Annotated in this window: 24 protein-coding genes; 12 read left to right on the top strand and 12 right to left on the bottom strand. The window is 54.1% G+C overall.

The window, feature by feature from the left end; all coding sequences use genetic code 11:
- Nucleotides 1-20: 20 nt before the first annotated feature.
- The 10 genes from kdsD (at nt 21) to npr (ending at nt 7,157) form a co-directional block, all read left to right on the top strand.
- Nucleotides 21-1,007, top strand: a complete 987-nt coding sequence (kdsD, locus tag EH207_RS01090; RefSeq protein ID WP_137712359.1) for an arabinose-5-phosphate isomerase KdsD — start codon at nt 21-23, stop codon at nt 1,005-1,007.
- 79 nt (nt 1,008-1,086) lie between these two features.
- Nucleotides 1,087-1,653 (top strand): 3-deoxy-manno-octulosonate-8-phosphatase KdsC, encoded by a 567-nt coding sequence (gene kdsC / locus EH207_RS01085; RefSeq protein WP_137712358.1) that lies wholly within the window; start codon nt 1,087-1,089, stop codon nt 1,651-1,653.
- Complete coding sequence (gene lptC / locus EH207_RS01080; protein ID WP_137712357.1) at nt 1,650-2,216, top strand: LPS export ABC transporter periplasmic protein LptC; 567 nt, start codon at nt 1,650-1,652, stop codon at nt 2,214-2,216. Before kdsC ends, lptC begins: the two co-directional genes overlap by 4 nt.
- The gene (lptA, locus tag EH207_RS01075; RefSeq protein ID WP_137712356.1) at nt 2,197-2,769 is read left to right on the top strand and encodes a lipopolysaccharide ABC transporter substrate-binding protein LptA; all 573 of its coding nucleotides are present in this window, start codon (nt 2,197-2,199) and stop codon (nt 2,767-2,769) included. Before lptC ends, lptA begins: the two co-directional genes overlap by 20 nt.
- A 3-nt stretch (nt 2,770-2,772) precedes the next feature.
- Nucleotides 2,773-3,498, top strand: coding sequence for an LPS export ABC transporter ATP-binding protein (lptB, locus tag EH207_RS01070; protein ID WP_137712355.1), 726 nt, complete (start codon nt 2,773-2,775; stop codon nt 3,496-3,498).
- A gap of 49 nt (nt 3,499-3,547) precedes the next feature.
- Nucleotides 3,548-4,981: an RNA polymerase factor sigma-54 gene (gene rpoN / locus EH207_RS01065; RefSeq protein ID WP_137712354.1), complete on the top strand. Its 1,434-nt coding sequence runs from the start codon at nt 3,548-3,550 to the stop codon at nt 4,979-4,981.
- Nucleotides 4,982-5,004: 23 nt separating this feature from the next.
- The gene (gene hpf, locus EH207_RS01060) at nt 5,005-5,292 is read left to right on the top strand and encodes a ribosome hibernation promoting factor (RefSeq protein ID WP_137712353.1); all 288 of its coding nucleotides are present in this window, start codon (nt 5,005-5,007) and stop codon (nt 5,290-5,292) included.
- A gap of 97 nt (nt 5,293-5,389) precedes the next feature.
- Complete coding sequence (gene ptsN, locus EH207_RS01055) at nt 5,390-5,863, top strand: PTS IIA-like nitrogen regulatory protein PtsN (protein ID WP_137712352.1); 474 nt, start codon at nt 5,390-5,392, stop codon at nt 5,861-5,863.
- 170 nt (nt 5,864-6,033) lie between these two features.
- A complete protein-coding gene (gene rapZ, locus EH207_RS01050) occupies nt 6,034-6,885 on the top strand; it encodes an RNase adapter RapZ (RefSeq protein ID WP_137712351.1) in 852 nt (283 codons plus the stop codon).
- On the top strand, nt 6,885-7,157 hold the full coding sequence (npr, locus tag EH207_RS01045) for a PTS phosphocarrier protein NPr (protein WP_137712350.1): 273 nt from the start codon (nt 6,885-6,887) through the stop codon (nt 7,155-7,157). Before rapZ ends, npr begins: the two co-directional genes overlap by 1 nt.
- A gap of 61 nt (nt 7,158-7,218) precedes the next feature.
- On the opposite strand, the gene pmbA is transcribed toward npr, so the two are convergent.
- Nucleotides 7,219-8,559: a metalloprotease PmbA gene (pmbA, locus tag EH207_RS01040; protein WP_137712349.1), complete on the bottom strand. Its 1,341-nt coding sequence runs from the start codon at nt 8,557-8,559 to the stop codon at nt 7,219-7,221.
- 227 nt (nt 8,560-8,786) lie between these two features.
- On the opposite strand from pmbA, the gene yjgA reads away from it, so the two are divergent.
- Complete coding sequence (yjgA, locus tag EH207_RS01035; RefSeq protein WP_137712348.1) at nt 8,787-9,335, top strand: ribosome biogenesis factor YjgA; 549 nt, start codon at nt 8,787-8,789, stop codon at nt 9,333-9,335.
- Between the two features lie 42 nt (nt 9,336-9,377).
- Here the strand turns inward: yjgA and aaeB are convergent, their stop codons facing one another.
- The 3 genes from aaeB to aaeX are packed head-to-tail and all read right to left on the bottom strand — an operon-like array spanning nt 9,378 to nt 12,501.
- The gene (gene aaeB, locus EH207_RS01030) at nt 9,378-11,336 is read right to left on the bottom strand and encodes a p-hydroxybenzoic acid efflux pump subunit AaeB (RefSeq protein WP_137712347.1); all 1,959 of its coding nucleotides are present in this window, start codon (nt 11,334-11,336) and stop codon (nt 9,378-9,380) included.
- Nucleotides 11,337-11,340: 4 nt separating this feature from the next.
- Entirely contained in the window at nt 11,341-12,288 is a 948-nt protein-coding gene (gene aaeA, locus EH207_RS01025) for a p-hydroxybenzoic acid efflux pump subunit AaeA (protein ID WP_137712346.1), read from the bottom strand.
- Between the two features lie 9 nt (nt 12,289-12,297).
- Nucleotides 12,298-12,501 carry a p-hydroxybenzoic acid efflux pump operon protein AaeX gene (aaeX, locus tag EH207_RS01020; protein WP_137712345.1) on the bottom strand — a complete coding sequence of 68 codons (204 nt, stop codon included), beginning with the start codon at nt 12,499-12,501 and terminating at the stop codon, nt 12,298-12,300.
- A 336-nt stretch (nt 12,502-12,837) separates the two neighbouring features.
- Between aaeX and aaeR the strand changes: the two genes are divergently transcribed.
- On the top strand, nt 12,838-13,779 hold the full coding sequence (gene aaeR / locus EH207_RS01015; RefSeq protein WP_137712344.1) for an HTH-type transcriptional activator AaeR: 942 nt from the start codon (nt 12,838-12,840) through the stop codon (nt 13,777-13,779).
- A 180-nt stretch (nt 13,780-13,959) separates the two neighbouring features.
- On the opposite strand, the gene tldD is transcribed toward aaeR, so the two are convergent.
- The 8 genes from tldD to csrD all read right to left on the bottom strand — a co-directional run bounded on the left by tldD (nt 13,960) and on the right by csrD (nt 26,473).
- Complete coding sequence (gene tldD, locus EH207_RS01010; protein WP_137712343.1) at nt 13,960-15,405, bottom strand: metalloprotease TldD; 1,446 nt, start codon at nt 15,403-15,405, stop codon at nt 13,960-13,962.
- 70 nt (nt 15,406-15,475) lie between these two features.
- Nucleotides 15,476-19,294, bottom strand: coding sequence for an AsmA2 domain-containing protein YhdP (yhdP, locus tag EH207_RS01005; protein WP_137712342.1), 3,819 nt, complete (start codon nt 19,292-19,294; stop codon nt 15,476-15,478).
- Between the two features lie 42 nt (nt 19,295-19,336).
- The gene (rng, locus tag EH207_RS01000) at nt 19,337-20,806 is read right to left on the bottom strand and encodes a ribonuclease G (protein WP_137712341.1); all 1,470 of its coding nucleotides are present in this window, start codon (nt 20,804-20,806) and stop codon (nt 19,337-19,339) included.
- Nucleotides 20,796-21,389 carry a Maf family protein gene (locus EH207_RS00995; RefSeq protein ID WP_137712340.1) on the bottom strand — a complete coding sequence of 198 codons (594 nt, stop codon included), beginning with the start codon at nt 21,387-21,389 and terminating at the stop codon, nt 20,796-20,798. Before EH207_RS00995 ends, rng begins: the two co-directional genes overlap by 11 nt.
- A 9-nt stretch (nt 21,390-21,398) precedes the next feature.
- Nucleotides 21,399-21,887: a rod shape-determining protein MreD gene (gene mreD, locus EH207_RS00990; RefSeq protein WP_137712339.1), complete on the bottom strand. Its 489-nt coding sequence runs from the start codon at nt 21,885-21,887 to the stop codon at nt 21,399-21,401.
- Nucleotides 21,884-22,861, bottom strand: coding sequence for a rod shape-determining protein MreC (mreC, locus tag EH207_RS00985; RefSeq protein WP_137712338.1), 978 nt, complete (start codon nt 22,859-22,861; stop codon nt 21,884-21,886). Before mreC ends, mreD begins: the two co-directional genes overlap by 4 nt.
- Before the next feature lie 322 nt (nt 22,862-23,183).
- Entirely contained in the window at nt 23,184-24,227 is a 1,044-nt protein-coding gene (gene mreB, locus EH207_RS00980) for a rod shape-determining protein MreB (protein WP_126485560.1), read from the bottom strand.
- 317 nt (nt 24,228-24,544) lie between these two features.
- On the bottom strand, nt 24,545-26,473 hold the full coding sequence (gene csrD / locus EH207_RS00975; RefSeq protein WP_137712337.1) for an RNase E specificity factor CsrD: 1,929 nt from the start codon (nt 26,471-26,473) through the stop codon (nt 24,545-24,547).
- Between the last annotated feature and the right edge of the window lie 73 nt (nt 26,474-26,546).

Genomic DNA, 26,546 nt, shown 5'->3' with positions numbered 1-26,546 from the left:
CCAAGCAGGATCACTCAGGTATGTCACATTTTGAACTCCAACCCGGTTTTGATTTTCAGCAGGCAGGCAAACAGGTTCTGAATACTGAGCGCGAAGGTCTGGCACAGCTCGATCAGTACATTGACGATAATTTCACGCAGGCCTGCGAAAAAATATTTCACTGTCAGGGAAAGGTGGTCGTGATGGGAATGGGAAAATCCGGCCACATTGGTTGCAAAATGGCGGCGACGTTCGCCAGCACCGGAACCCCCGCTTTTTTTGTTCACCCCGGCGAAGCCAGCCATGGCGATTTGGGCATGGTCACGCCGCATGACATTGTGATTGCCATTTCCAATTCGGGTGAATCCCACGAAATCCTGTCGTTAATCCCAGTACTGAAACGCCAGCAGATTTTCCTGATTTGCATGACCGGCAATCCTGAAAGCACCATGGGAAAGGCGGCGGATATCCACCTGTGCGTCCATGTTCCGCAAGAAGCCTGCCCTTTAGGTCTGGCGCCGACCAGCAGTACGACCGCGACGCTGGTGATGGGAGATGCGATGGCTGTCGCACTGTTGCAGGCGCGGGGTTTTACCGCCGAAGACTTTGCGCTCTCCCACCCCGGCGGGGCTTTGGGCCGCAAACTTCTGCTGCGCGTCAGCGACATCATGCACTCGGGCGAAGAAATTCCCCATGTCTCCCACAATGCCTCCCTGCGCGATGCGCTGGTGGAAATAACGCGCAAAAATTTAGGGATGACGGTAATCTGCGATGCGGACATGAAAATCCTCGGCATCTTCACCGATGGCGATCTGCGCCGAATCTTCGACATGAAGATTGACTTGAACAACGCCCGCATTGCTGATGTGATGACCGTCGGCGGCATTCGGGTCACGCCGCAAACGCTGGCCGTGGAAGCACTGAACCTGATGCAGTCACGCCATATTACGTCGCTGCTGGTGGCGGAAAACGATCGTCTGGAGGGGATCGTTCATATGCACGATATGCTACGTGCAGGCGTGGTGTAATCCGTCATCATGCGCCAACCCGCGATAGTGAAGTAACTACTTGTAGATCCATAGCCAAAAGAACCAAGGATAAACATCAATGAGTGAAACCAGGACGCAAACCGATACCTGTTATGGGCCTGTCGATCAACAGGTGCTGGATAAGGCCGGTAAAGTTCGTCTGTTAATCTGCGATGTTGACGGCGTGATGTCGGATGGGCTGATTTATATGGGAAATCACGGTGAAGAATTGAAAGCGTTTAACGTCCGCGACGGTTACGGCATCCGTTGCCTGCTGACGTCCGGTATCGAAGTCGCCATTATTACCGGCCGAACGGCCGACCTGCTGGTAGACCGTTGTAAAACGCTGGGGATCACCCATCTTTATCAGGGACAGTCCGATAAGGTTTTGGCCTTCAACAATCTGTTGGATAAACTGACGGTAACCGCTAGCCAGGTCGCCTATATTGGTGACGACCTGATCGACTGGCCGGTGATGGCTCAGGTGGGCTTAAGCGTTGCCGTGGCTGACGCTCATCCGTTGCTGCTGCCGCGGGCTGATTATGTTACGCGCATCGCGGGCGGTCGCGGCGCGGTACGTGAACTTTGTGATTTAATCCTGTTTTCACAGGGTAAGCTGGAGCAGGCCAAAGGGTTGTCGATATGAGTAAAACTAAGCGTTGGCTGACCGCTTTGCTGGCACTGCTTGCCCTCATTCTGATCGGCTGGACTATTACAGATAATGAAACGGTGACGCCGACAGACAGTGCGAGTCCGGCCGTACCGGTATATACCAGCGAGAAAACCACCACCCAGGTTTACAGCCCGGCCGGAAAGCTGAGCTACCGTCTGATCGCGGACAAAGCGGAATATTTCAATGACGAGCAACTAAGCTGGTTTACCACCCCGGTGGCGACAATGTTTAACGAACAGGGGACGGCGACCTGGTCGGTGCGCGCGGACCGCGCCAAGCTGACGAAAGACAAAATGCTCTATCTATACGGTCATGTCGAGGTCAACAGCCTGACACATGACTCACAGTTGAAGAGAATCAAAACCAATAATGCCAAGGTAAATCTGGTCACTCAGGACGTCTCTTCCGATGATGAAGTCACCCTGTACGGCGCCAGCTTTACGTCCAACGGGATGAGAATGCGCGGGAATCTGCGTAATAAGACAGCCGAGTTGATCGAAAAGGTAAAAACCTCTTATGAAATTCAAAACCAATAATCTGATGCGTCACACCCTGATCGCCAGTTCGCTGTTAGCCGTCAGCGTTTCTGCGCCGGCCGTTACCGGGGATAACAACCAGCCGATTAATATCGATTCAGAACAGCAGTCTCTGGACATGCAAGGCAATACGGTAACGTTCACCGGAAATGTCGTCGTAAAGCAGGGAACGATAGAAGTCAAAGCCGACAAAGTCGTCGTTACCCGGCCACAGGACGCAAAGGGCCGTGAAGTTGTTGAAGGCTACGGCAACCCCGTCACTTTCTACCAGATGCAGGACAACGGCAAGCCAGTGAAAGGCCATGCCCGGAAAGTCCGTTATGAACTGGCCAATGACTTTCTGGTATTGACCGGCGACGCCTACCTGGAGCAGATGGACAGCAATGTGAAAGGCGACCGAATCACTTATCTGGTGAAACAACAGCAGATGGAGGCTTTCAGCGATAAAGGTAAACGTGTTACTACGGTATTGGTTCCCTCTCAACTTCAGGAAAAAGAGAACAAGAACGCCGCCTCCCCCTCTCAAACACCGCAACCGAGAGTCACCGAATAACTTATGGCAACATTAATCGCAGAAAATTTGGCTAAGGCATATAAAGGCCGCCGAGTCGTGGAAAACGTCAGTCTTACCGTTAACTCCGGTGAAATCGTTGGGCTACTGGGGCCGAATGGCGCGGGGAAAACCACCACATTTTATATGGTTGTCGGTATTGTCCCGCTCGATGAAGGGCGGATAGTAATTGATAGCGACGATATCAGCCTGCTGCCCCTGCACGACCGCGCTCTGCGCGGGATCGGCTATTTACCGCAGGAAGCGTCGATCTTTCGCCGGCTGAGTGTCTACGACAACCTGATGGCCGTTTTGCAGATCCGTAAAGATCTGACCTCGGAACAACAGGAAGACCGGGCGAACGAGCTAATGGAAGAATTCCATATTATCCATTTACGCGATAGTCTGGGACAATCGCTCTCCGGTGGAGAACGGCGCCGAGTGGAAATCGCCCGTGCGCTGGCGGCAAACCCTAAATTCATCCTGTTGGATGAGCCATTTGCCGGTGTTGACCCCATTTCGGTGATTGATATAAAAAAAATAATTGAACATCTGCGTGACAGCGGACTCGGCGTGTTGATTACCGATCATAACGTCCGTGAAACGCTGGATGTTTGCGAGCGCGCCTACATTGTGAGTCAGGGACACCTGATCGCCCACGGTTCACCGACCGAAATCCTTGCCGACGAGCAGGTAAAACGCGTCTATCTGGGCGAAGGCTTCCGACTCTGATAGGGTAGGGTTTCAAATTAAATAATAGATAAGGAAGTTAGCGCTACTTATGAAGCAAGGTTTGCAACTCAGGCTTAGCCAGCAATTGGCCATGACTCCACAGCTACAGCAGGCAATCCGTCTGTTGCAACTGTCCACGCTTGAACTGCAACAAGAGATTCAACTGGCGCTGGAAAATAATCCGTTACTCGAGCAGTCGGACAATCACGAAGAAATAGAGTCATTCGAGGCGGCCGACAGTGATTCGCTGGATACCGGCGAAGCGCTGGAACAGAAAGATATGCCGGAAGAGTTGCCGCTTGACGCGACTTGGGACGAAATCTATTCCGCGGGCACGCCATCCGGCACCGGCACCGATTACCGGGATGAAGAGTTACCCATCTATCAGGGGGAAACGACGCAAACCCTTCAGGATTACCTGATGTGGCAGGTGGAGTTGACGCCCTTTTCAGATACCGATGCGGCGATAGCGACGTCCATCGTTGACGCGGTGGACAACACCGGCTATCTCACCGTGCCGCTGGGAGATATTTTGGACAGCATTGGGGATGAAAACGTCACGCTGGATGAAGTGGAAGCGGTGCTCAAGCGGGTACAGCGCTTTGATCCGGTGGGCGTTGCCGCGCGCGATCTGCGTGACTGCCTGCTGGTACAGCTTTCCCAGTTTGCTGAGAGCACGCCGCGCCTCGCGGAAGCCAGGCTGATTGTGAGCGACTTCCTCGATTTGCTGGCCAACCATGATTTCCGCAGCCTGATTCGCTCAACCCGCCTGAAAGAAGAGGTGTTGAAAGAAGCGCTGGCGCTGATTCAATCCCTCGACCCCCGTCCGGGCCAATCCATCAACACGGGTGAGTCCGAATATGTTATTCCTGACGTGCTGGTGCGCAAAATCCAGGGACGTTGGGTGGTCGAACTGAATACCGACAGCGTGCCGCGGCTACAGATCAATCAGCAATACGCCGCGCTGGGCAACTGCGTCCGTAGCGACAGCGACGGCCAGTTTATCCGTAGTCATTTGCAGGAAGCGCGCTGGTTAATCAAAAGTCTGGAGAGCCGTAATGATACGCTGCTCAAAGTGACCCGCTGTATTGTCGAACAACAGCAGGATTTTTTTGAACAGGGTGAAGAATTCATGAAACCGATGGTGCTGGCAGATATCGCCCAAGTGGTGGATATGCATGAATCCACCATTTCCCGGGTGACCACACAGAAATTTCTGCACAGTCCGCGCGGCATTTTTGAACTAAAATATTTCTTCTCCAGTCACGTGAATACCGACAGCGGAGGTGAGGCTTCGTCAACGGCTATCCGGGCACTGGTGAAGAAGTTAATCGCCGCGGAAAACCCCGCCAAGCCATTAAGCGACAGCAAGCTCACGCTGCTGCTCGCCGAACAGGGCATCATTGTGGCGCGGCGGACGGTGGCGAAATACCGAGAGTCTTTATCTATCCCACCATCAAATCAGCGTAAACAACTGGTTTGATCTCAACAGAGAAGGAAGAGACGATGCAGCTCAACATCACCGGACACCACATCGAAATTACCGAACCTTTACACGATTTCGTGAACACCAAATTCTCCAAGTTGGAGCAATACTTTGATCGCATCAATCAGGTCAACGTGGTATTGAAAGTGGAGAAAATACAACAAATCGCTGACGCCACGGTTCACGTCAACGGTGGAGAGCTGCACGCCACATCAGAAGCGCTAGATATGTACGCCGCTATCGATTTGCTGATCGATAAGCTGGCTCGCCAGCTTACCAAGCATAAAGATAAGCTGAAACAGCACTAGTTTCTTCTCTTGTCCCGTTGGGCAAGAGAACAGACCCGGCTCATGCGCCTGTGGGCCGGGCTCACCAGAAGTAAAAGCGCCGTTAAGTGAATATAAAATGAACAACGATCCCGTTTTGCAACTCAGCACCGTGTTACGTCCAGAGTGCACCCGAAGTTCGGTCCATTGCCAAAGTAAAAAGCGGGCATTGGAAATTATCAGTGAGCTGGCGGCCAAACAGCTTAATCTCTCCTCACAGATTATTTTTGATGCCATTCTCACCCGCGAGCGAATGGGCAGTACCGGTATCGGCAATGGTATTGCCATTCCACATGGAAAGCTTGAGGGGGATAACGTGCTGGGAGCAATCGGCGTCTTTATCCAGTTAGAGCAGCCTATCGCTTTCGATGCCATTGATAATCAAGCCGTTGATTTGCTTTTTGCCTTGCTGGTTCCGGCAGAACAATGTAAAACCCATTTACATACGCTGTCGCTCGTCGCCAAACGCCTGGCGGATAAAACGGTTTGCCGGCGCTTGAGGGCGGCGCAAAGCGATGAAGAGCTCTATCAGATCATGACGGAAACCGGTTAAGTCAAATGACGGCAATGCTGACGATGAATGGCGACCCGATCGGGGATCAACGGTTCTTGGGGGCAGAGAGTGCTTGCAATCTGTGTTCTAACAATTCATTTTCTAGCCATTCACTATAAACACAACGGCAGCAAGAGTTCGCCATCACGCTGCCAGAGGGGAGTCGTCAGATGGTGCTGATGATCGTCAGCGGTCGCTCAGGGTCGGGGAAATCTGTCGCCCTGCGCGCGCTTGAAGACATGGGGTTCTACTGCGTAGATAACCTGCCAGTGGTTTTGTTGCCAGAGCTGGCCAATACGCTTGCGGCACGCAATATTTCCGCCGCGGTCAGCATTGATGTACGCAATATGCCGGAATCCCCGGAAATCTTCGAGCACGCGATGGAACAACTGCCGCAAAGCTTCTCACCGCAACTGTTATTCCTGGATGCCGATCGCAATACGCTAATCCGCCGTTACAGTGATACCCGCCGTCTGCATCCCTTATCCAGTAAAAATCTGTCGCTGGAAAGCGCCATTGATGAAGAAAACGATCTGTTGGAACCGCTGCGCTCGCAGGCCGATCTGATCATCGATACCTCCGAGATGTCGGTGCATGAGCTGGCTGAAATGCTGCGTACCCGCCTGCTGGGTAAACGGGAACGCGAACTGACGATAGTATTTGAATCTTTCGGCTATAAACACGGTATTCCCATTGATGCCGACTATGTGTTTGACGTTCGCTTTCTGCCCAACCCGCACTGGGATCCGAAGCTGCGTCCGATGACCGGTCTGGACAAACCCGTCGCTGCCTTCCTCGATCGGCATACTGAAGTCCACAATTTTATCTACCAGACGCGCAGCTATCTGGAACTGTGGCTTCCCATGCTGGAAACCAACAACCGCAGCTATCTGACGGTGGCGATTGGCTGTACCGGGGGAAAACATCGTTCGGTGTACATCGCGGAGCAGTTAGCTGATTATTTCCGCTCACGCGGCAAGAACGTTCAGTCGCGCCATCGCACATTGGAAAAACGTAAATAATGACCGTCAGACAAACAGTTGAAATCAAGAACAAGCTGGGTATGCATGCCCGGCCCGCCATGAAACTGTTTGAACTGGTGCAGAGTTTTGACGCGGAAGTGATGCTGCGCAACGACAGCGGTACGGAGGCCGAAGCCAGCAGCGTCATTGCCATGCTGATGCTGGATTCGGCCAAAGGCCGGCTCATTGAGGTCGAGGCCACAGGCCCGGATGAGGTATCGGCGCTGGCGGCGGTTATCCAGCTATTTGAAGCCGGGTTTGATGAAGAGTAATGCTTTTCGGCTTCGCGGCGCAGCGGCAATCGCATAAAGCCGATGACCGCCCCGCCGTGGTTTATTCTCCCGCAATCTTCATTTCAGGCAGCAGCACCGAGCCGCACTGAATATTGCTGCGTGTTTCAATATCGTTGCCGACCGTCACGATGTTGCGCAACATGTCTTTCAGGTTGCCCGCTATGGTAATCTCACTGACCGGATACTGAATTTCGCCGTTTTCCACCCAGAAACCGGACGCGCCACGAGAATAGTCCCCCGTTACGCCGCTGACGCCCTGTCCCATTAGTTCGGTCACCAGCAGACCTTTGCCCATCTGTTTAAGCAAACCGTCGAAATCCAGCCCCTGTCCGGCAATGCGCCAATTATGAATCCCTCCGGCGTGTCCGGTGCTTTTCATGCCCAGCTTACGCGCGGCATAGCTGCTCAGCAGCCAGGTCTGTAAGACACCGTCTTTCACAATCTCACGTTGCTGAGTGCGTACACCTTCATTATCAAACGGCGCCGACGCCGGCCCTTTGCGCAAATGCGGCTGTTCTTCAATAGTGAGCCACTCTGGTAAAATCTGCTGGCCCAGTTTATCCAACAGGAAGGTCGATTTACGGTACACGCTGCCGCCGCTGATTGCGCCGACCAGATGGCCGAACAGTCCGGTCGCCACTTCAGCGGAAAACAGTATCGGCGCCTGCATGGTCGGTAACTTCCGCGGCGACAGACGGGATAACGTTCGGCGCGCGCACTCTTCGCCCACCCATTCCGGCGTTTTCAAATCATCCAGCGAACGACCAACGGTATAGGCGTAATCACGCTCCATATCGCCATTCACTTCGGCAATCACAGAACTGGACATGGAATGACGGCTGGAGCAGAAGCTTTGCAGCATGCCGTGGCTGTTGCCAAACACTTTGATACCGTAATGACTGTTGAAACTGCCGCCTTCGGTATTGGTGATGCGTTTATCCGCCTTCAGCGCAGCCTGTTCCGCGCGCGCGGCCAGTTCGATACCCCGCTCCGCATTCAGTTCCGCTGGGTAAAAGAGATCCAGATCCGGCGCGTCAAAGGCCAGCAGATCGTTATCCGCAGGCCCGGCAAAGGGATCGGCGGAGGTGTAACGGGCAATATCCAACGCCGCCTGCACGGTGCGCGCGATCGCATCCGGGCTGAGGTCGGTGGATGACGCGCTGCCTTTGCGCTGCTGGTAATATACCGTAATGCCCAGCGCGCCATCACTGTTAAATTCAACGTTTTCAACTTCACCATAGCGGGTGCTCACGCCAATGCCGGTGGTTTTCGACACCGCGACTTCCGCCCCGTCAGACCCCGCCCGCGCCAGCGCCAGCGCCTGTTCAACCGCCTGTTCCAGCGCTGCGCGCTGTTGTGCAACCTGAGTGATTATTGCCATTGTTCTGCCATAATGAGTGAGGAAATCAAAGCCAATATATACCTGCAACTCGAAAGATGAAGGGGGTAGCATAGAACTTTTAAGTCTAACAGGATCTTTAGACAATTTCGCACAAAGCCCAAACCTGTTAGGATCGGCCTCTTTTTACGACGAGCGACCTGCCTGTCATTTTCGGCGTCGCGGCAAGCGCCGTTAAAAACGCGCCCGGAAATTTTTAGGAACCCACCATGAGCAAGAAACCCGCAGACTGGCTTGATGATGTCCCGGACAATAACGAAGACGATGATGATGAAATTATCTGGGTCAGCAAAAGCGAAATAAAGCGCGATGCCGAAGCGCTGAAAGATCTCGGCGCGGAGCTGGTAGAGCTGGGTAAAAACGCGTTGGAGAAAATCCCGCTGGATGATGATCTGCGCACTGCGGTAGAGCTGGCGCAGCGAATCAAGAAAGAGGGCCGCCGCCGCCAGTTGCAGTTGATCGGTAAAATGCTGCGCGCCCGCGATCCTGAACCCATCCAGGCGGCACTGGATAAACTGAAAAACCGTCACAATCAGCAGGTGGTGCTTTTTCATAAGCTTGAACTGCTGCGCGACCGTCTGGTGGCTGAAGGGGATGACGCCATTCCCGACATATTGGCGCTTTATCCACATGCCGACCGTCAGCAGCTACGCTCGCTGGTGCGCAACGCGCAAAAAGAAAAGGCTGCGAATAAACCGCCGAAATCCACCCGTCAGATCTTTCAGTACCTGCGTGAATTGTCAGAAACCGAAGCGTGACAGCGGATTTGGGGTGACCACCGCGCCCCTGGGTTAGCGCGTCTAATCACTCAACGCGTGCTGATATTTACGCAACATGGCGATTAAACGTCCTACCGATGCCGTCATGTCCGGCGACACCTGCCGTTCAGTCAGTTTCTGCTGGTACTCCCCCAGCTCATCCAATAGTTGTGCAAAAGAGTGGCTGCGCGTGGTTTCCCGCCGCGCGCCAATCACCTGCTGCGCCGTGGCGCGGATCCGGCGATGAAAAGCGGAGAGCGACTTATCCGGCGGGATTGCCAGTAAACGCAGGCGCTGATGCGCGATAATCAACGATAGCGCCAGACGGTATTTGGCAATATCGCCGGGGAACATGTTCAGCAGTAAAAACAGCTGCTGGTAGAGCGCGGGTAAGTGGTTATCTTTGCGCCGCGCCTGATTGGTCGTCAATGCCGATACCGCACGGTAAACAAAACGATTCAGCAACGTGCGTCCGGTGCGGGCTTTCGCATTGTCGCGGATCAGCAAAATGACCAGCAATGCCAGAAAACAACCGATAATCTGCCCGATAGCGCTATCCAGAAACTGACTGATATCGAAGGTCATCGGGTTATCCAGCACCAGAATATTAATCGTACTCGCCAGTGCGCCCAGCGACCCCAGACGCCGCTTTTGCACCTCGATACCCAGGAAGAACGCCATCGTCCCCAGGCTGATGCACAGCAACAGCATGCTCTGCTGCGTGGCGGGCATGATAAACATAAACATCAGCGCCCCCAGCGGCAGCGCGAAGATTGTGCCGTAAAGGAAATCAATCGCCATCATTTTGGGGTTCGGCAATCGCATCGCCAGCGACGTCACCACGGCAATCATCACCATGCAAACGCTGCCCGACGTCCAGCCGGTACTTAGCCAGAATAAGCAGCCCAGCGCGGTCGCTACTCCCGTACGCAATCCGTTGATCATGGCATGGTGGGCTTCAGCGGATGGTACTTTAACCTCAACATCGCTGCTCAGCACCTCAGCCTCTACTTTGCTGATGCGTCCGTTGGTCTGCACGCCTTTGGTCAGCAACAAGTAGCGGGTTGCGGTTCCGACCCAGCTACTCACCGTAGGCGGGATCGCCTGACTATCGCTGGCCACCATCAGATGCCGCAGCGATTTCAGACGCTGATGGACATCCCGCATCGATTCAACCGGCTGATCGATAACCCATTTCAGGCTGCCTTTCATCCATGAAGGATGGTCCTGTAAAATCAGATAGGTTTCGCAAGCCTGGGTAATCAGCGCCAGCGATTGCGTATGCATTGATTTCAACCGGCGGTTGCTGTTCTGCCAGCGCGACGATTCCATCATCAAATAACTGCGCATACCATTCAGCGCTGTCGTTTTACGCACCAGCTCGTGCCAGGCGGTATCGATCACCGCTTTTTCCGCCTGACTGATACACAGTTGCAGCAACCGATACTGATCCACCAGCAGCGCGTCGATGCTACGGTCAATATCTTGCTTTATCGAACGCGGCGAGAACGCCAAATCAGCCAGAATCGCGCACACAATCCCCAGTACAATTTCACTACAGCGCTCGACGGCAAACTGTGGGGTCAGCAGCGGCGTTCCCTGCGCGGTGACGATGATGATCAACGCCGTGTAGCCAGCCAGCCCAACCCCATAGGCGTTTTCAACTTTGACCAGTGAAGAGAGCCAGGTACACACGCCCGCCCACAAACAACACAGCATCAGCATCAGAACCGGCGCGCGGATCGTCGCAATAATGATGACTAACGCACCGATACAGCCGATAAACGTCCCGATAATACGCAACATGCCGCGATGACGGATCGCGCCGGAAAACGGTTCGCCTCCCGCTGCAAAAGCCGGGCCGGCAGCAACGATGGCCGCCGTCAGCACTGACCAGCGCGGAGTTTCCAACTGCAAATGGAAACCCAGCAGCAAAGACAGGACAATGGCGAAACTCAGCTTAAACGCAAAACGGAAGCGCAAAAATATTGGGTTTTTCATGATGTTAACCGAACTCACGCAGGCGGTATAACAGACGAATCAGCGGCGATGGCTTTTTATCGTTGTTGACCTGCTCGCCGGTAATGACGACGGTGGCGGTGGTGCCGGCCGGATACAGATCGCCCATTTGACGATCGAGTTTGATTTTCACAGGCACGCGCTGTGCCAGACGCACCCACTCCAGGTTTGAGTCAACGGTTGCCAGACCTTTACTGTCGACGCTGCTACTGCTGTTGTTCACCCCGGCGGCCACGCTGTCCACCGTACCGTAGAAGATACGCTCGCTGCCCAGCGGCGTGATTTCAACGCGATATCCGCGGCGCACCCTTTCCAGTTTGGTTTCTTCCATATACGCCAGCAGGTAGAATGAATCTTTCTTTACCAGCGCAACGGCGGTCGAACCGCGGGTAATAAATTCCCCGCGCTGCACAGTCAGGTTGGTTACCCAACCATCCGCTGGCGCACGCACCACCGTACGTTCCAAATCCAATTTCGCCAGTCCCAACGCGGCCTGTGCTTTGGCAAGCTGGTGCGTCGCCGTTTCCAGCGCATTGCCTGACTGGTCGATATCCTCCTGCGACATCGCCTGAATGCCCAAACGTACCCGGCGTCCCGCTTCCCGCTTTTTCTCCACCGCCAGCGCCTGATAATAGGCTACATCGGCTTCAGCCTGGGCCAGCGCCTCACGATAGCGGGGTTGATCCACCACGAACAGCACATCGCCCTGTTTCACCGACTGATTATCCGTCACCCGAACATCGGTGAGTAACCCGCCGACGTCGGGGGAGATTGCCACCACATCCGCGCTAAACTTCGCATCCCGCGTCCAGGGCGATTCGGTATAAAACGCCCAGATACGAAATACCGCCACAATTGCGCATAACACAACAGCCAGCGTAATAACCACACTGCCCAGCTTTTTCGCGAGCGTGGCAATAAAGAAAGATTTCACAAAAAAACCTCAAAGACCGTAACGGAACAGCAGATAGAACAGGCAGCAGAATAATGCGGTATTAAACAACGCCGGATGCCAGACAAAATCATAAATACCCGTCGGGTGTAATAGCCGGTTCACCACAAAAAATAGCGTCAGCGACACCAGCAGAACAAAGAAAACCGGCGGGAACGACAAACCGAACAGCACCATAACAGGGAGTGAACTCATCCTCTTTTCCTTATGTTTCATTAGGTGTAACGCGCCTTAATGACAGGTTACCGTGATTAACGTAATGATCGTCCACCGCGTGACGCATCGACAGCAACGTCTTGTCCCACAGGCTTCACAGCCGGCAGGTAAAACTGAGTCAGAACGAGGGAGGAGGCTGACTGCTGATTCAATAAGCGATGTTAAATCGGCATTTTTTAAGCTACGGTGATAACAATGAACGATTGAAGGTTTTACATGACCCGTCCGGCATCACCGGATGGACTACATTATGAATGTTTATTATCACCTTATCTACACAGTGTGATCTAAATCACTTTTAAGCCAGAGTGAATAATGGACCGATTAAAAAGTATGTCGATATTCGCCAGAGTGGTGCAATGCGGCTCCTTTACCGCCGCAGCACGCCAACTTCAGATGAGCGTTTCCGCCGTCAGCCAGACCGTCACCAAACTTGAAGACCAATTGCAAATCAAGCTGCTTAACCGCAGTACGCGTAGCATTGGCCTGACCGAAGCGGGAAAAATTTATTACCACGGCTGCCGCCGCATGCTGCATGAAGCGCATGAGGTGCATGAACAGCTCTATGCCTTCAACAGTACCCCGATCGGCACATTACGTATCGGCAGTTCTTCAACCATGGCGCAAAATGTGTTATCCGCCATGACCGCCGATATGCTGAAAGAATATCCGGGACTCTCCGTTAATCTGGTCACGGGTATCCCTGCGCCTGATTTGATCGCCGACGGTCTGGATATTGTCATCCGGGTTGGGGCGTTACAGGATTCCAGCCTGTTCTCCAAACGACTGGGATCGATGCCGATGGTGGTGTGCGCCGCCAAAAGCTATCTGACCCAGCACGGCTCGCCGGAAAAACCGGCCGACATGGGCAATTTCTCCTGGCTGGAATACAGCGTGCGAGCGGATAGTGAATTTGAGCTGATTGCCCCCGAAGGCATTTCCACCCGGCTGGCGCCGCAGGGCCGTTTTGTCACCAACGATCCGCAGACGCTGGTGCGCTGGCTAAAAGCCGGCGCAGGCATCGCCTATATTCCCTTGATGTGGGTAGTTGAAGAAATTCAGCGCGGCGAAATGGAAATTCTGTTCAACCGCTACCATTCCGATCCGCGCCCGGTTTATGCGTTATATACCCGTAAAGACAACCTGCCGCTGAAAGTGCAGGTCTGCATCAATTACATGATTGAATATTTTAAGAAAGTCGCTCTGACGTATCAGGGGTATCGTCAGGATAACGGGGGAGAGGAAGAGAAAACGTAAATTTCGTGAAACGTTTTCGCCTTTCCCCCTACAAATTAATGATGATGTTTTGGTGCAACGTCACGCGATACATATCAGTCGGTTGAAATCGGTTTTCACCGCCGTGACCTGTGTTAAAAAACCGCATCCGTTCAGTAAGCACGCGGTTTCTCATAAAGACAACGTGAGTACGGCGTTTGCTTACGCCGTACCGCCCACGGTAAGGCTTTCCAGCTTCAGCGTCGGCTGACCAACGCCCACTGGGAGGTTTTGCCCCTCTTTGCCGCACAAGCCAACCCCTTTATCCAGCGCCAGATCGTTACCCACCATAGAAACCTGCTGCATGGCTTCAATGCCGGAGCCAATCAACGTGGCGCCTTTTACCGGCGTGGTCACACGGCCGTTCTCGATCAAGTAAGCTTCAGATGTTGAGAACACAAACTTGCCGGAAGTGATATCCACCTGACCGCCGCCGAAGTTCGGCGCGTATAAGCCGTATTCAACGCTGGCGATTATCTCTTCCGGCGTTGACTGCCCCGCCAGCATGTAGGTGTTGGTCATACGCGGCATCGGCAGGTGCGCGTAGGATTCACGGCGTCCGTTGCCGGTAGGGACGACGCCCATCAGACGGGCATTCAGTTTGTCCTGCATATAGCCTTTCAGAATACCGTTTTCAATCAGTACGTTATACTGTCCCGGCACCCCCTCGTCATCCATCGCCAATGAGCCGCGACACCCTGTCAGCGTACCGTCATCCACCACCGTACAAAGCTCGGACGCCACCAGTTTGCCCACCTGACCGCTGAATACCGAGGTTCCGCGGCGGTTAAAATCGCCTTCCAGACCGTGCCCAACCGCTTCATGCAGCAATACGCCCGGCCAACCCGCGCCCAGTACGACTGGCATCGATCCCGCGGGCGCCGCAACCGCCGACAGATTGACCCGCGCCATGCGCACCGCCTCTTTCGCCCAGGCTTCCACACGCGGTTCACCGTCATCGGCTTCCCAGAAATAGTGATAACCGCTGCGCGAACCGCCGCCGCTGGTGCCTCGCTCACGTTTGCCGTCCACCTCAACCAGCACGCTGATCGACAGACGCACCAGCGGACGAACATCGGCTGCCAGCGTGCCATCGGTGGCGGCCACCAGCACCAGTTCGTACACCCCTGCCAGACTAGCGGTCACTTCCTGCACGCTGGCGTCAGCGGCACGCGCCACTGCATCCGCTCGCTGCAACAGGGCGATTTTCTCTTCACGGGTCAGGCTATCCAACGGGTTAAGCTGGGGATAAAGCGCAGGGTGCCCCACCTCGCCCAGCGTATGCACCTTGCCGTTACCTTGCTCGCGCACAATGCTGCGGGCGGCCTGTGCACTCTGATGCAACGCATTCAGCGTGATCTGGTCGGCATAGGCAAACCCCGTTTTTTCACCATCAATCGCGCGAATTCCCACGCCCTGATCGATATGGTAGGAACCATCCTTGATGATGCGGTCTTCCAATACCCATGACTCGTGGTAGCTGGATTGAAAATAAAGATCGGCATAATCCAGACGACGTTCATTTAATAATCCCAATACGGAAGACAGATCGTTAAGGTTCAATTTGTTAGCGGTAAGTAATTGCTCACTGACAAACGACAGACTCATATTTTTTCACTCTTTATTAGATGAAATTGGGTGAACGAACCGCGCCAGCCATTTATGCCGCTACTCGCCCTTACTTTTTACTCGGTTCACGCAGCACTTCTTGAATCTTTGGCTGATCGATGCTACCGGAAATGTGGTAACGGATCAGTGAAATTTTGTTCCATAGCGGCGCCAGCGCTTTGCTGGCGGCGAATACGGCGGCCCCGACGACCGGGTTCACGGCAAACGCCACCCCGACCCCTACCGTGGCGGAAATTTCCGGCGCTATCACCGCTTCCATATCAATCTGGCGATTCACCAAATCAGCATTGCCTTTCATCGCAATATCCGCTTCCAGGCCATCGACCAGCGTATCGTCGGTACGCAGCACGCCATCTTTAATCCATGCCGTGCTGCGGATACCATCAAAATAGAAACCGCTGCCAAACGTATCGCTAAAATCGAACCGCAGTTTGCGCAGCAAGGCATCAAAACTCACCAGACGCAGCAGTTGCCCGGCCTGACCCGTCCCCGCCTCGGCGATTTCCCCTTTTCCTATCCGCGTACGCAGAATTCCGCTCAGGCTGGCGATATCCGGCGCCCACGGGGTGCCGCGCCAGTAAAGATCGTAATCCACCTCAAACGACCCGGCATGCAACGGCGTTACGATGCCGAACCAGTCGGCGTTCTGCACCAGACTGTCTCCGTTCAGGCGTCCTTTCAGTGCCGTACGGACGCCCTCGGCATTCTCCTGCCAGCTACCGTTTACCGTCAGCCGCGCCTTGCCCGTGTCAATAACGCCGCCGCTCAGAATCAGCCTGTCTTTCTCCGGCTGTAGCGTCCCCTGTATGCGGCCAACGTTTTGTCCCACGAGCCAGCACTGACGACAATTGAGCTGCAAGGCAGGCAAATCCTGAAAACTGATACTGGGATCGTTCAACGGCGATTTCTTCTCGGCCAACGCAATCGGATTGGTTGCCTCATTCTCTTTCCATTGAGGATTGTAATAGAGATAACGAATATCACTACGCCACACACCGCGCTGCGGTATCTCAAGCGTGGCATCAATTTCGCGAGCCTGAGCCCGCACCTCGCTGCCGCGAAGACCGTTTTTACCGGTTATCGATAAATCATGCCACCGCTGCCCCAGCATTTGCAGTTCAGGCGTGCGCACGGTCACTTCTGTCGGTAAGCGGAAACGGCTGACAGCGCCATTTCCACCCATTGATGAACGTGCTGATGGCAGCAATCCGAGCCAACTCTCACCATCCAGCGCGGGCAGATCGACCACCAGCGCCGAGCCTTCCGGCAATGGCGGCAGCGTATTGACGCTGTTTTTCCAACTGCCGCGCGCCAGCGTGACAGTATCGCCTTTCAGTAACCATTGGCTGTTGAACTGATTATCCTTACCAATACGGCCATTCAGCGTGAACCCGCTCAGGTCGCCTTTGGCTTTGACCAGAAAAGGTAAACGCTCTCCCGCGGCTTTATTTAACGGACGAGGTAAGTGACTACTTACTTTATCTAAATTAGCTTCGATATCAACGTCATATGTCGTTTTCCCTTGATGGGGCAACGTGACTGCGATGGTACTTTTCCAATCCGCCGTCCCCGACACCTGACCGGCAAGCGGTTTCGGTATACCGGACAAGCGGGAGGGTTGCCAGGCGCCCTGTAGCCCGACGTTCACCTGGAGCGCCTTTTCCTGCTCTTGCGTGGTGAAATTCACCCGCATTGGCTGATCCAGCCAGTTGGCTTCCAGCGTTTCGCTGCGCAAGTTGCCGTTGTCATAACGGAACCGGCCCGTGAGGTTTTTTATCGTCGTTGCCAACGGCTTGATATACAGGCTGTTATTATTTAATACGACATCGCCTCTGGCGCGAACCCCGTCCCCATTCAGTGGAATATCAAGACGCAGGGAACTCTTCACCGCACCGGCAATTCTCAATTCTTCCAGCGCGGCGCCCACCGAGGATTTCAGCGGCGTCTGCTGGAAATAGTTGCTGACTTCCGGCCCCGGACCGTCCAGCTCGGCGTCAATCAACAGTTTCTCTTTTTTGTAATCGGGAATAACGGCGCTGATGTTCTTGCCTTCCACCTTGCCCAACCAGGCTTGCGGCGCAAACATCCACAGGCCGTTATTGGCGAAATCGAGATTGATATCCAATTGTGTCAAGGCAGGCCAACCGGGCTGAAACTCGAACACCGCATTTTTGACCGGCACCCACACTTCAAACTGTCCTTCGTTATGCACAAAGGGGAAACGCTGCGGATTACCGGCAAAAATCAGCGTGCCATTGTCGACCCGACCGCTCTTGAGCGCGTTGCTCAGGTAATTCACCAGTTCCTTGCCCATAAAGGGCTCAGGATAATAACGCCCCGCATCAGCAGCATCGGTCAGGCGAAGTCCGGCCAGAATGTCCAGTCTGGGCTCGCCTTTTTCAGGGTGCTGATAGCGGAAATCGCCGTTGATCCGCAGCGATTTGGCCTGGACATCCAACCCGTGGCTCCACAGTTCCCAACCCTGCGGGTTATAGCGCCAGTAGACCGCACCGTTCGCCCGATTGATTTCCAACGGGGCGCGGAACATGGCTTCATAAGGCAGCGTACTCTCCGCCAGACCGATATTCAGTCGCCCTTGTTCGGCACTGCCGCTGACCGAACCAGAGAAATGGTTCATCCCCGGCAGCCGTTCCCACGGCTGCCAGCTCACATCCTGCCAGCGGCTTTGAAAACGGGTTTTTTCCGGTTGTTGCAAGGGGATATCCAGCGCCAGCGCCGCAAGCTTACCTTTCGGTTGCAGTGATCCCCAGCGCGTTTTCAAATCGGGCAGGGTGGTCGACAGCAGCGGCAGCAACGTACCAAGACGCTCCAGTTCCAGATCGGTGGCCCGGACACGTAACGCTTCCTGACGATCCGGCCCCGGCATAGATTCATCCTTCGGCAGCCAAAGCGCGGATAGTTGGCCTGCCGGCCAGGCAACGCCATCGGTGGCGAGCACGTTCAGTGCGGGAACATCCAACTGCCAGCCATTTTCCTGACGACTGGCGCGCAATACCATGTCATCCACATTCAGCCGATGCCCGTTCTCTCCTTCTTTCCAGGTTGCCGTCCCGTGATTCAGTAGCACATCTCCGCTATGAATATTGCCGTCACGCACCTTCAGCCAGGCGGCCAAACTAAAATCCGCGCTCTCCAGCCCGGTATTACTCTTCAGCCAGCGGCTAAGCCAGGGCTTCATATCAATATTGTCGGCCTGTAAATACAGCGTGCCGTTATTGAGCACCCCCTGGCTATCTTGCAGATCCATGCTCATCTGCACCACACCATGCTGACCGGTAAAACTCGACAGGCTGATCAACCCTTCGGCACGGTGTTGATTATCCTGATTCAGCCAGGTCAGCTGAGGGATGCTCAACTCCGCACGATCGCCGGACGGCGTAAGAAAGGAGATAGCGCTATCACGCAGATCAAAATGATCGAACTGTCGCAGGAACAGATCGTTCAATTTCCCCTGCTCCATCAGTGCGCCATCCCGACGCTGCCCGTTCAGGGTCGTATTGAGATCCAGGCGGGATTGATAAAAGGTAAGCTCACGAAACTGCCAGCGTCCACGCAGCAGAGATTGCCACACATCCAGCGCCAGCGTGACGCGTTTAACCTGCCAGTCGGATTCCGGCAGCGAGATACGAAAATGGTCAATTTCCAACGCGGGGCCAAACGATTCCCAGCGCCCTTTGAGCGCGCCGATCTCCAGCGGAACCCCGGAGACAGACTGTGCCCATGCAACCAGCTGTGGCCGGAAGTGATCGAGCTGTGGCAGCACCAATCTTAAACCGCTGACTAACAGCGCTACAATCACGATAAGAGTGGCGCCCGTGACGAATAATATTCCGGGCAGTCGCCTCACGTATTTCTCCTTGTTTTCGTCGTGATGACGGAGGGCACTTACTTACATCATCACTACGTCAAATTGTTCCTGGCTATACAGGGGTTCAATCTGTACTTTGACCTCTTTGCCGACGAAAATCTCCACCTCGGCCAGCGCGTGCGACTCTTCGCTTTTCAGCGCTTCGCCAACCGCCGGCGACGCATAAACCAGGAAGCGGTCAGTGTCATAAGCATGGTGAACACGCACAATCTCGCGCATGATTTCAAAGCAGACGGTTTCGACGGTTTTCACCGTACCGCGCCCGTGGCAGGTGGGACATTCATGACACAAGACATGTTCTATACTCTCACGGGTGCGTTTACGCGTCATCTCCACTAATCCTAGTTGGGAGAAGCCATTAATACTGGTTTTTACCCGATCTTTACTCAGCGCCTGCTCCAGAGAATGCAATACGCGCCGACGGTGATCCTCATTGTTCATATCAATGAAATCGATAATGATAATGCCGCCGAGGTTACGCAAACGCAGTTGCCGCGCAATCGCCTGAGTAGCTTCGATATTGGTGTTAAAAATGGTTTCATCAAGATTGCGATGGCCGACAAAAGCCCCGGTATTGATATCGATGGTGGTCATCGCTTCCGTTTGGTCGATGATCAGATAGCCGCCGGATTTCAACTCGACTTTTCTATCCAGTGAGCGCTGAATTTCGTTTTCCACATCGAACAGATCGAAAATCGGCTGTTTACCCGCGTAGTGTTCCAGTTTGCTGGTCATTTCAGGAATATACTCGGCGGTGAACTCCAGCAGCGCATCATAGGTCAGCCTGGAATCGATACGAATGCGATCCAACGCCGCGCCTGCGAAATCACGCAGAATACGTTGCGCCAGCGCGACTTCGCCGTAGAGTTTGCATTTGGTCTGGTTGCGTTTTTTACGCTCCATCACCTTGCCCCACAGACGCTTGAGAAAAGCCGCGTCCTGAGAAAGTTCCTCTCCACCAATACCTTCCGCCGCCGTGCGGATGATAAAGCCGCCCTGTTCGTCACAGTAATCCGCGACGGTTTTCTTTAAACGTTCACGTTCAGCCTCACTTTCGATACGCTGCGAAACGCCAACGTGCGAAGCGCCCGGCATAAAAACCAGGTAACGCGACGGCAAGGTGATATCCGTCGTCAGGCGCGCCCCTTTGGTGCCCAGCGGATCTTTCACCACCTGAACCATCAGATCCTGCCCTTGCCGCACCAGTTCGGCAATATCGCGAACGTGGAAGTTTTTCTGTTCGTCATTGGCCACACATTCGGTATGCGGCATGATATCGGAGGCGTGCAAAAAGGCGGCCTTATCCAGACCAATATCGACAAACGCCGCCTGCATGCCCGGTAATACCCGGCTCACGCGGCCTTTGTAGATGTTGCCGACGATGCCGCGTTTGGCTTCACGCTCAATATGAATTTCCTGCAAAATGCCGCCGTCAATGTAGGCAACCCGCGTTTCTGAAGGGGTGACGTTCACCAGTAGCTCAGCAGTCATGTTTTCCTCTCGCCTGTCGCAGCGCAGCAAAATTACTGAACAGCTCATGTGTTTCCACCAGCGGCAACCCTACCACCGCGTGATAGCTCCCGTTGAGCGATCGGACAAAACAGCCGCCCTTGCCCTGAATGCCATAGGCGCCAGCCTTATCCATCGGCTCGCCGCTGGCGATGTAAGTGTCGATATCTAGCGGGGAAAGCGTCCGAAACACGACATCCGTCTTGACCAGCGCGCTGAGGCTATCGCCCCTGTCAGCCAATGCCACCGCGGTCATGACCTGGTGCCGTTGCCCGGAAAGCATCGCCAGCATGTGCGCCGCGTGCGCTTCATCCCGAGGCTTTTCCAGCACTTGTCCGTTCAATACCACAATCGTATCCGCCCCCAGCACCGGTAAGTCGGCAGGCGCGGCCCGTACCCCCGCGGACGCTTTTTCATGCGCCAGACGGCGAACGTAGGCTTCGGCCGTTTCATCGGGGAAACGTTGTTCTTCCACCGCCGTATTCAACACGGAAAAGGGGACACCGAGCAGAGATAAGAGTTCCCTGCGACGCGGCGATGCGGATGCCAGATAGAGCTGAGTCATGATTAACCTTTATTGCACGGTAAACTGACGACGTACCTTACGCATCAGCAGGAACAACCACGGCCAGAGAATGCCGTCAACTACACTATTCCAGAAAGTTTCAGGCCGGAACGAGACGTTAATCACCAGGAATTCGGCCCAAAATACAATCAAGTCCATCAACAGTGACAGCATCATGACGATCAGCGCCTGCTGCCATAACGCCATGTTCCTGAAAAGCTGGAATTTAAATGCCACCAGATAAGCCACAATACTGAGCGCCAGCGCCCGCACGCCAAGTGTAGACCCTAAAATCAGATCCATAATAATGCCGAGCACAAACCCGGTGCCGACGTTAACTCGGTGCGGTAGCGCCATCACCCAGTAGATCAGAAATAACGTCAGCCAGGAGGGTCGAAACACATAGATTTCGTCCGGCCACGGCATAATCTGCAATACCATTGCGATGAGGAACATGAGCCAGATGATCCAGTTTCCGTGTCTGTGGTAGCGGTTCATTGACGGCCCCCTGACGGCATAGCCGCAGGATCGGAAACAGGCGGCGGCGGGCCCATTTCATCGGGAGACGGTAAGACATGCGGCATCATCTGCATCAACCGTTCATTGGCGACCCGATGAACCTCTTGCGGCGGCAACGCGGCACGGGTATTCCCGTCCACGCCCCATAACAGCAACAAATAACGCAAGCGCTGCAAGCCCGCCGTCGGACGCGCCTGAATAATCGTATAAGCGCGTTGGGTATCAATTTTCACTGACGACACCACGGCGACCGGATACCCTTCCGGGAAACGCCCGCCCAGCCCTGACGTGACCAGTACATCGCCGACGCGAATGTCGGTGTTATTGGGCAAATGTTCCAGTTGCAGGTCATCAGTACAGCCATTGCCTGCGGCAATCACGCGGATATCATTGCGCAGTACCTGAATCGGCAGCGCGTGGGAAACATCACAAATCAACAAAACCCGGCTGGTTAACTGCCCAACCGCCACCACCTGGCCCACCACCCCCTTGTCACTGATGACCGGCTGACCTTCATACACGCCGTTGACCAGACCCTTGTTAATCACCACCTGATCGCTATAAGGGTCCGTGCCGGCGGAAATGACCTGCGTCACCATTTTCTGCTCGTCCTGACGCAGCGGCGACCCCAGTAACTCACGCAGACGGGCATTCTCCTGCTTGAGTTGCCCTAACAGCAGCAGTTCGCTGTTCTTCATCAGCAATTCCTGACGCAGCGCGGTATTTTCGATCCCCAGTTGTTCACGGGTTACCAATGACGCCGAGACGTTATCCAGCACCTCACGCGGGCCATTCGCCAAAAAATAAAAGGGACTGACCGCGGTATCCATATACGTTCTGATTTTATTGAACGCACCAAGCCGACTGTCAGCAATAATCACAGAAATCGCGGTAACGACAGCGAGAAAAAGTCGTAGTTGCAGGGAAGGTCCCCTGCTAAAAATCGGCTTCATATAATTCGTGTATTCCTCGACAGCAATAAAACGCCGGGCGCGTTTTTTAACAACGTAAAGCGTTGGCCCGCGGAGCGGCGGGAAGGAAAAGCCTGCTGTAACAAAACGCCGGGCGCGTTTTTCAACGCTGCCCTGCACGGAACCGCTGGGCGAGTCATGAATGAGACGAATAACGATTGCCCCGCGCTATGTTCAACAACGCGCAGCGTTGACCCCAAAGCGCAGGACGGACAAAGCCCGCCATAAAACATAAAAAAAGGGCGGCCGCACGGGATGAAAAGTGTCCGCATTCATCCATACGGCCCCCTATTTCCCGGCCGGATTATTCTTCGCTGAACAAATCGCCGCCATGCATATCAATCATTTCCAACGCTTTACCACCGCCGCGCGCCACGCAGGTCAACGGATCTTCCGCCACAACGACCGGAATGCCCGTCTCTTCCATCAGCAGACGATCGAGGTTACGCAACAGTGCGCCACCACCGGTCAACACCATGCCGCGTTCGGAAATATCGGAGGCCAGCTCCGGCGGACATTGTTCCAGCGCCACCATTACCGCGCTGACGATCCCCGTCAGCGGTTCCTGCAATGCTTCCAGAATTTCATTGGAATTCAGGGTAAAGCCGCGCGGAACCCCTTCAGCCAGGTTACGGCCGCGGACTTCAATTTCAAGCACTTCATCACCCGGATACGCCGAACCAATCTCATGCTTGATACGTTCCGCTGTGGCTTCACCAATCAGTGAACCGTAATTGCGGCGAACATAGTTGATAATCGCTTCATCAAAGCGGTCGCCGCCAATCCGCACGGAAGAGGAATACACCACGCCGTTCAGGGAAATAACGGCCACTTCCGTCGTACCGCCACCGATATCCACAACCATGGAACCCGTGGCTTCAGAAACCGGCAGACCCGCACCAATCGCGGCAGCCATCGGTTCTTCAATCAGAAAGACTTCGCGAGCCCCAGCCCCCTGTGCGGATTCACGAATCGCACGGCGCTCTACCTGCGTGGCGCCGACCGGCACGCACACCAGCACGCGCGGACTTGGGCGCATAAAGCTGTTGCTGTGCACTTGTTTGATAAAATGCTGCAACATTTTTTCAGTCACAAAGAAATCAGCAATCACGCCGTCCTTCATCGGGCGAATTGCGGCGATATTGCCAGGCGTTCTACCCAGCATCTGTTTGGCGTCATGGCCGACTGCGGCGACGCTTTTCGGAGAACCTGCGCGATCCTGACGAATAGCGACCACGGAAGGTTCATTCAGTACGATGCCCTGCCCTTTAACATAAATCAGGGTATTGGCCGTACCCAGGTCGATGGACAAGTCGTTGGAAAACATGCCACGAAATTTCTTAAACATAACTAAAGGATAATCCTGCAAGTGGGGGCGAAAAATAAATCCGCTTACTTTACCAACCACACGAAGCAGCGACAAGGCACGAAAACGCTCTGCTTCGGTGAAAAAAGTCTGTGTTGTACCGTTCGGCTTTCAAAAGAATCCCGCTCGCCGCCGTCTTTCCTCCAGACAGCGAGGCGAATCATCGCTTTTTCCACCACAGCATGGCGCTAACACAGGAGATAAAATCTAACTTTCAATCGGTTTGCTGCTAACGTAAGCACACACTAACCTAATCAACAGCCGAGCCATTCTACGTCAATTTAGCCAGGACTTTTACACTAAACGCGATGGCGAGGTGAATATTTTTTCAACTCATCACCTACCAGCAGCGAAGCGGCAAAGAAGTCACCCTGCCCGCCATAAACACCCTTCTCCAATAACGTACGCCACTCTTCTTTAGTGCGTACGCCTGCCGCAAAAACGGTCGTCTTGGTCCCTTTACAGGCTTCCGTCAGACTTTGTACAATTAACTGATTTTCCGCTCGGCGTTCAAGGCTGCGCACCAGTCCCGGATGGAGCTTGATGATTTCCACTGTCAATGACTTAATATAGGTGGTGCTGACCAGTGTTAATCCCGCTTGCACCACCGCAATACGACAGCCCAAACCCAGCATAATCTCCAGCACCGGGCGCAGACGGCCGATATATTGACAAACATCCGCTTCAGCAAGTTCAAATAAAATGCGCTGCCGCTGTTTAACGGGACACTGCCCCAGCGTTTCCCGTAGCCAATGGATAAATGGCTTTTGCAGAAGTGAGTCAATACTCACCGGCATCGCCAGCGTTTCTTCAGGCCAGCTTACCAATAGCGTCAGAATTCGGGAGATAAGTTGCCGATCATAGCTGGCCGTCAACCCCAGTTGCTGAACCAATGGCATGTACTCGGCTGCCAGTAACTCCTGAGTACCGTCGTAAATACGGCTCATCATTTCACGGTGGTGCACCACGCCTTCCCGAGTCACCGCCGGTTTCTGATACAGCCTCGGCCCCCCTCTGGCAAGCGTCAGTTCCAGCAATGTGCGCCATTTCACACAGCCCCGGCCTTTTTCCGGCACCTGCCGATCAAACACGCACCAGCCATTGCCTCCCAGCAACACTGCGTTACGGGTCGCGTCTTCCACACTTTCCATCACATGCTCTGGACTTTGCCCGCTGCGATAAGCGCAAATCCCAATATGCAGGATATCTTCGCGATCGATCACCGACATCGGCGGCAGAATATCAATGGCTTTGACCAACTGAGCGGCTATGCTGTCCGCTTCTTTCAGGGTACGGTGCGGCAATAACACCGTAAAATCATTGTTGAAATAACGCGCCAGTAATGCAGAGGGATAGCGCATCACAAAGGTCGACAGTAAATTCACCAGCGTATTGCGGTATTCATGAATCGCACTGTTATAACCGTGAGTTTCCTGCAATGTGTCAAAATCAGGCACGCGAATCATCATGACGATACCGTGCGTACCGACATTTTCGGTATCTTCCAACTGTGTCGTTAGCTGGTTATCAAAAAATAGGCGATTGCTGAGGCCGGTTTCCGCATCCTGAGCCGCAAACGCACGGATTAGCGTATCGACCCGGCTGCGTTCTTCTCGCGCGGTTGTTAAATCAGACAGCAGTTGATCGATCGCGCCACTGGCGTTTATCGGCCACTCCCGCACCGAACCATGCATCACCGATTCACGCTCACCATTCAGAATCCGCCGGGCGCGCATTTCCAGTTCTTCCTGTCCGGCAGTCTGGCGGTGCAACCAGCGAATGGACAGATAAAAGACCAGCGCCATCAAGCAAACGGCCAACAGTACCGACATCAAAAAACGCGATATGCCAATCAGGGGATCGGCATAGGTGACGGCCACCTCCATGTTTAGATTGTGCATCAAAGCAAGCCGGGTATCACGGTTGAGATAGCTGGATCTATCACCCGCCTCGGGCAGCCGCACCGAATACAGAATGGTATCCCCATCGATAACCTCTAGCGAGACGATAGCGGCGGTTTTCATCATGGAGGGTAACCAGAATTTGATATTTTCTGACGATTGCACCAAAAGTGCCTGATCGATGCTGGCCGCGACTTCATTTAACTGCTGTGAGGTTCGCTGCTGGCTATAATAAAAGAGGCTCGAAATGCTGCTGGAGAGAATCAGAAAAATCGCCAGAGTTGTCAGCAGCGTCATGAGTATGGAGAATCTGGTCGTAAATTCCATCCCTGCGTCCTATTCCTGAACAGTGTTGTCTCTGCGGGTTTGTTGTTTTTTATCAGTACGCATACTACCTGTC

Source organism: Brenneria rubrifaciens, from assembly GCF_005484945.1.
Lineage (GTDB): Bacteria > Pseudomonadota > Gammaproteobacteria > Enterobacterales > Enterobacteriaceae > Brenneria > Brenneria rubrifaciens.
This window is presented reverse-complemented; position numbering and strand designations above follow the sequence as displayed.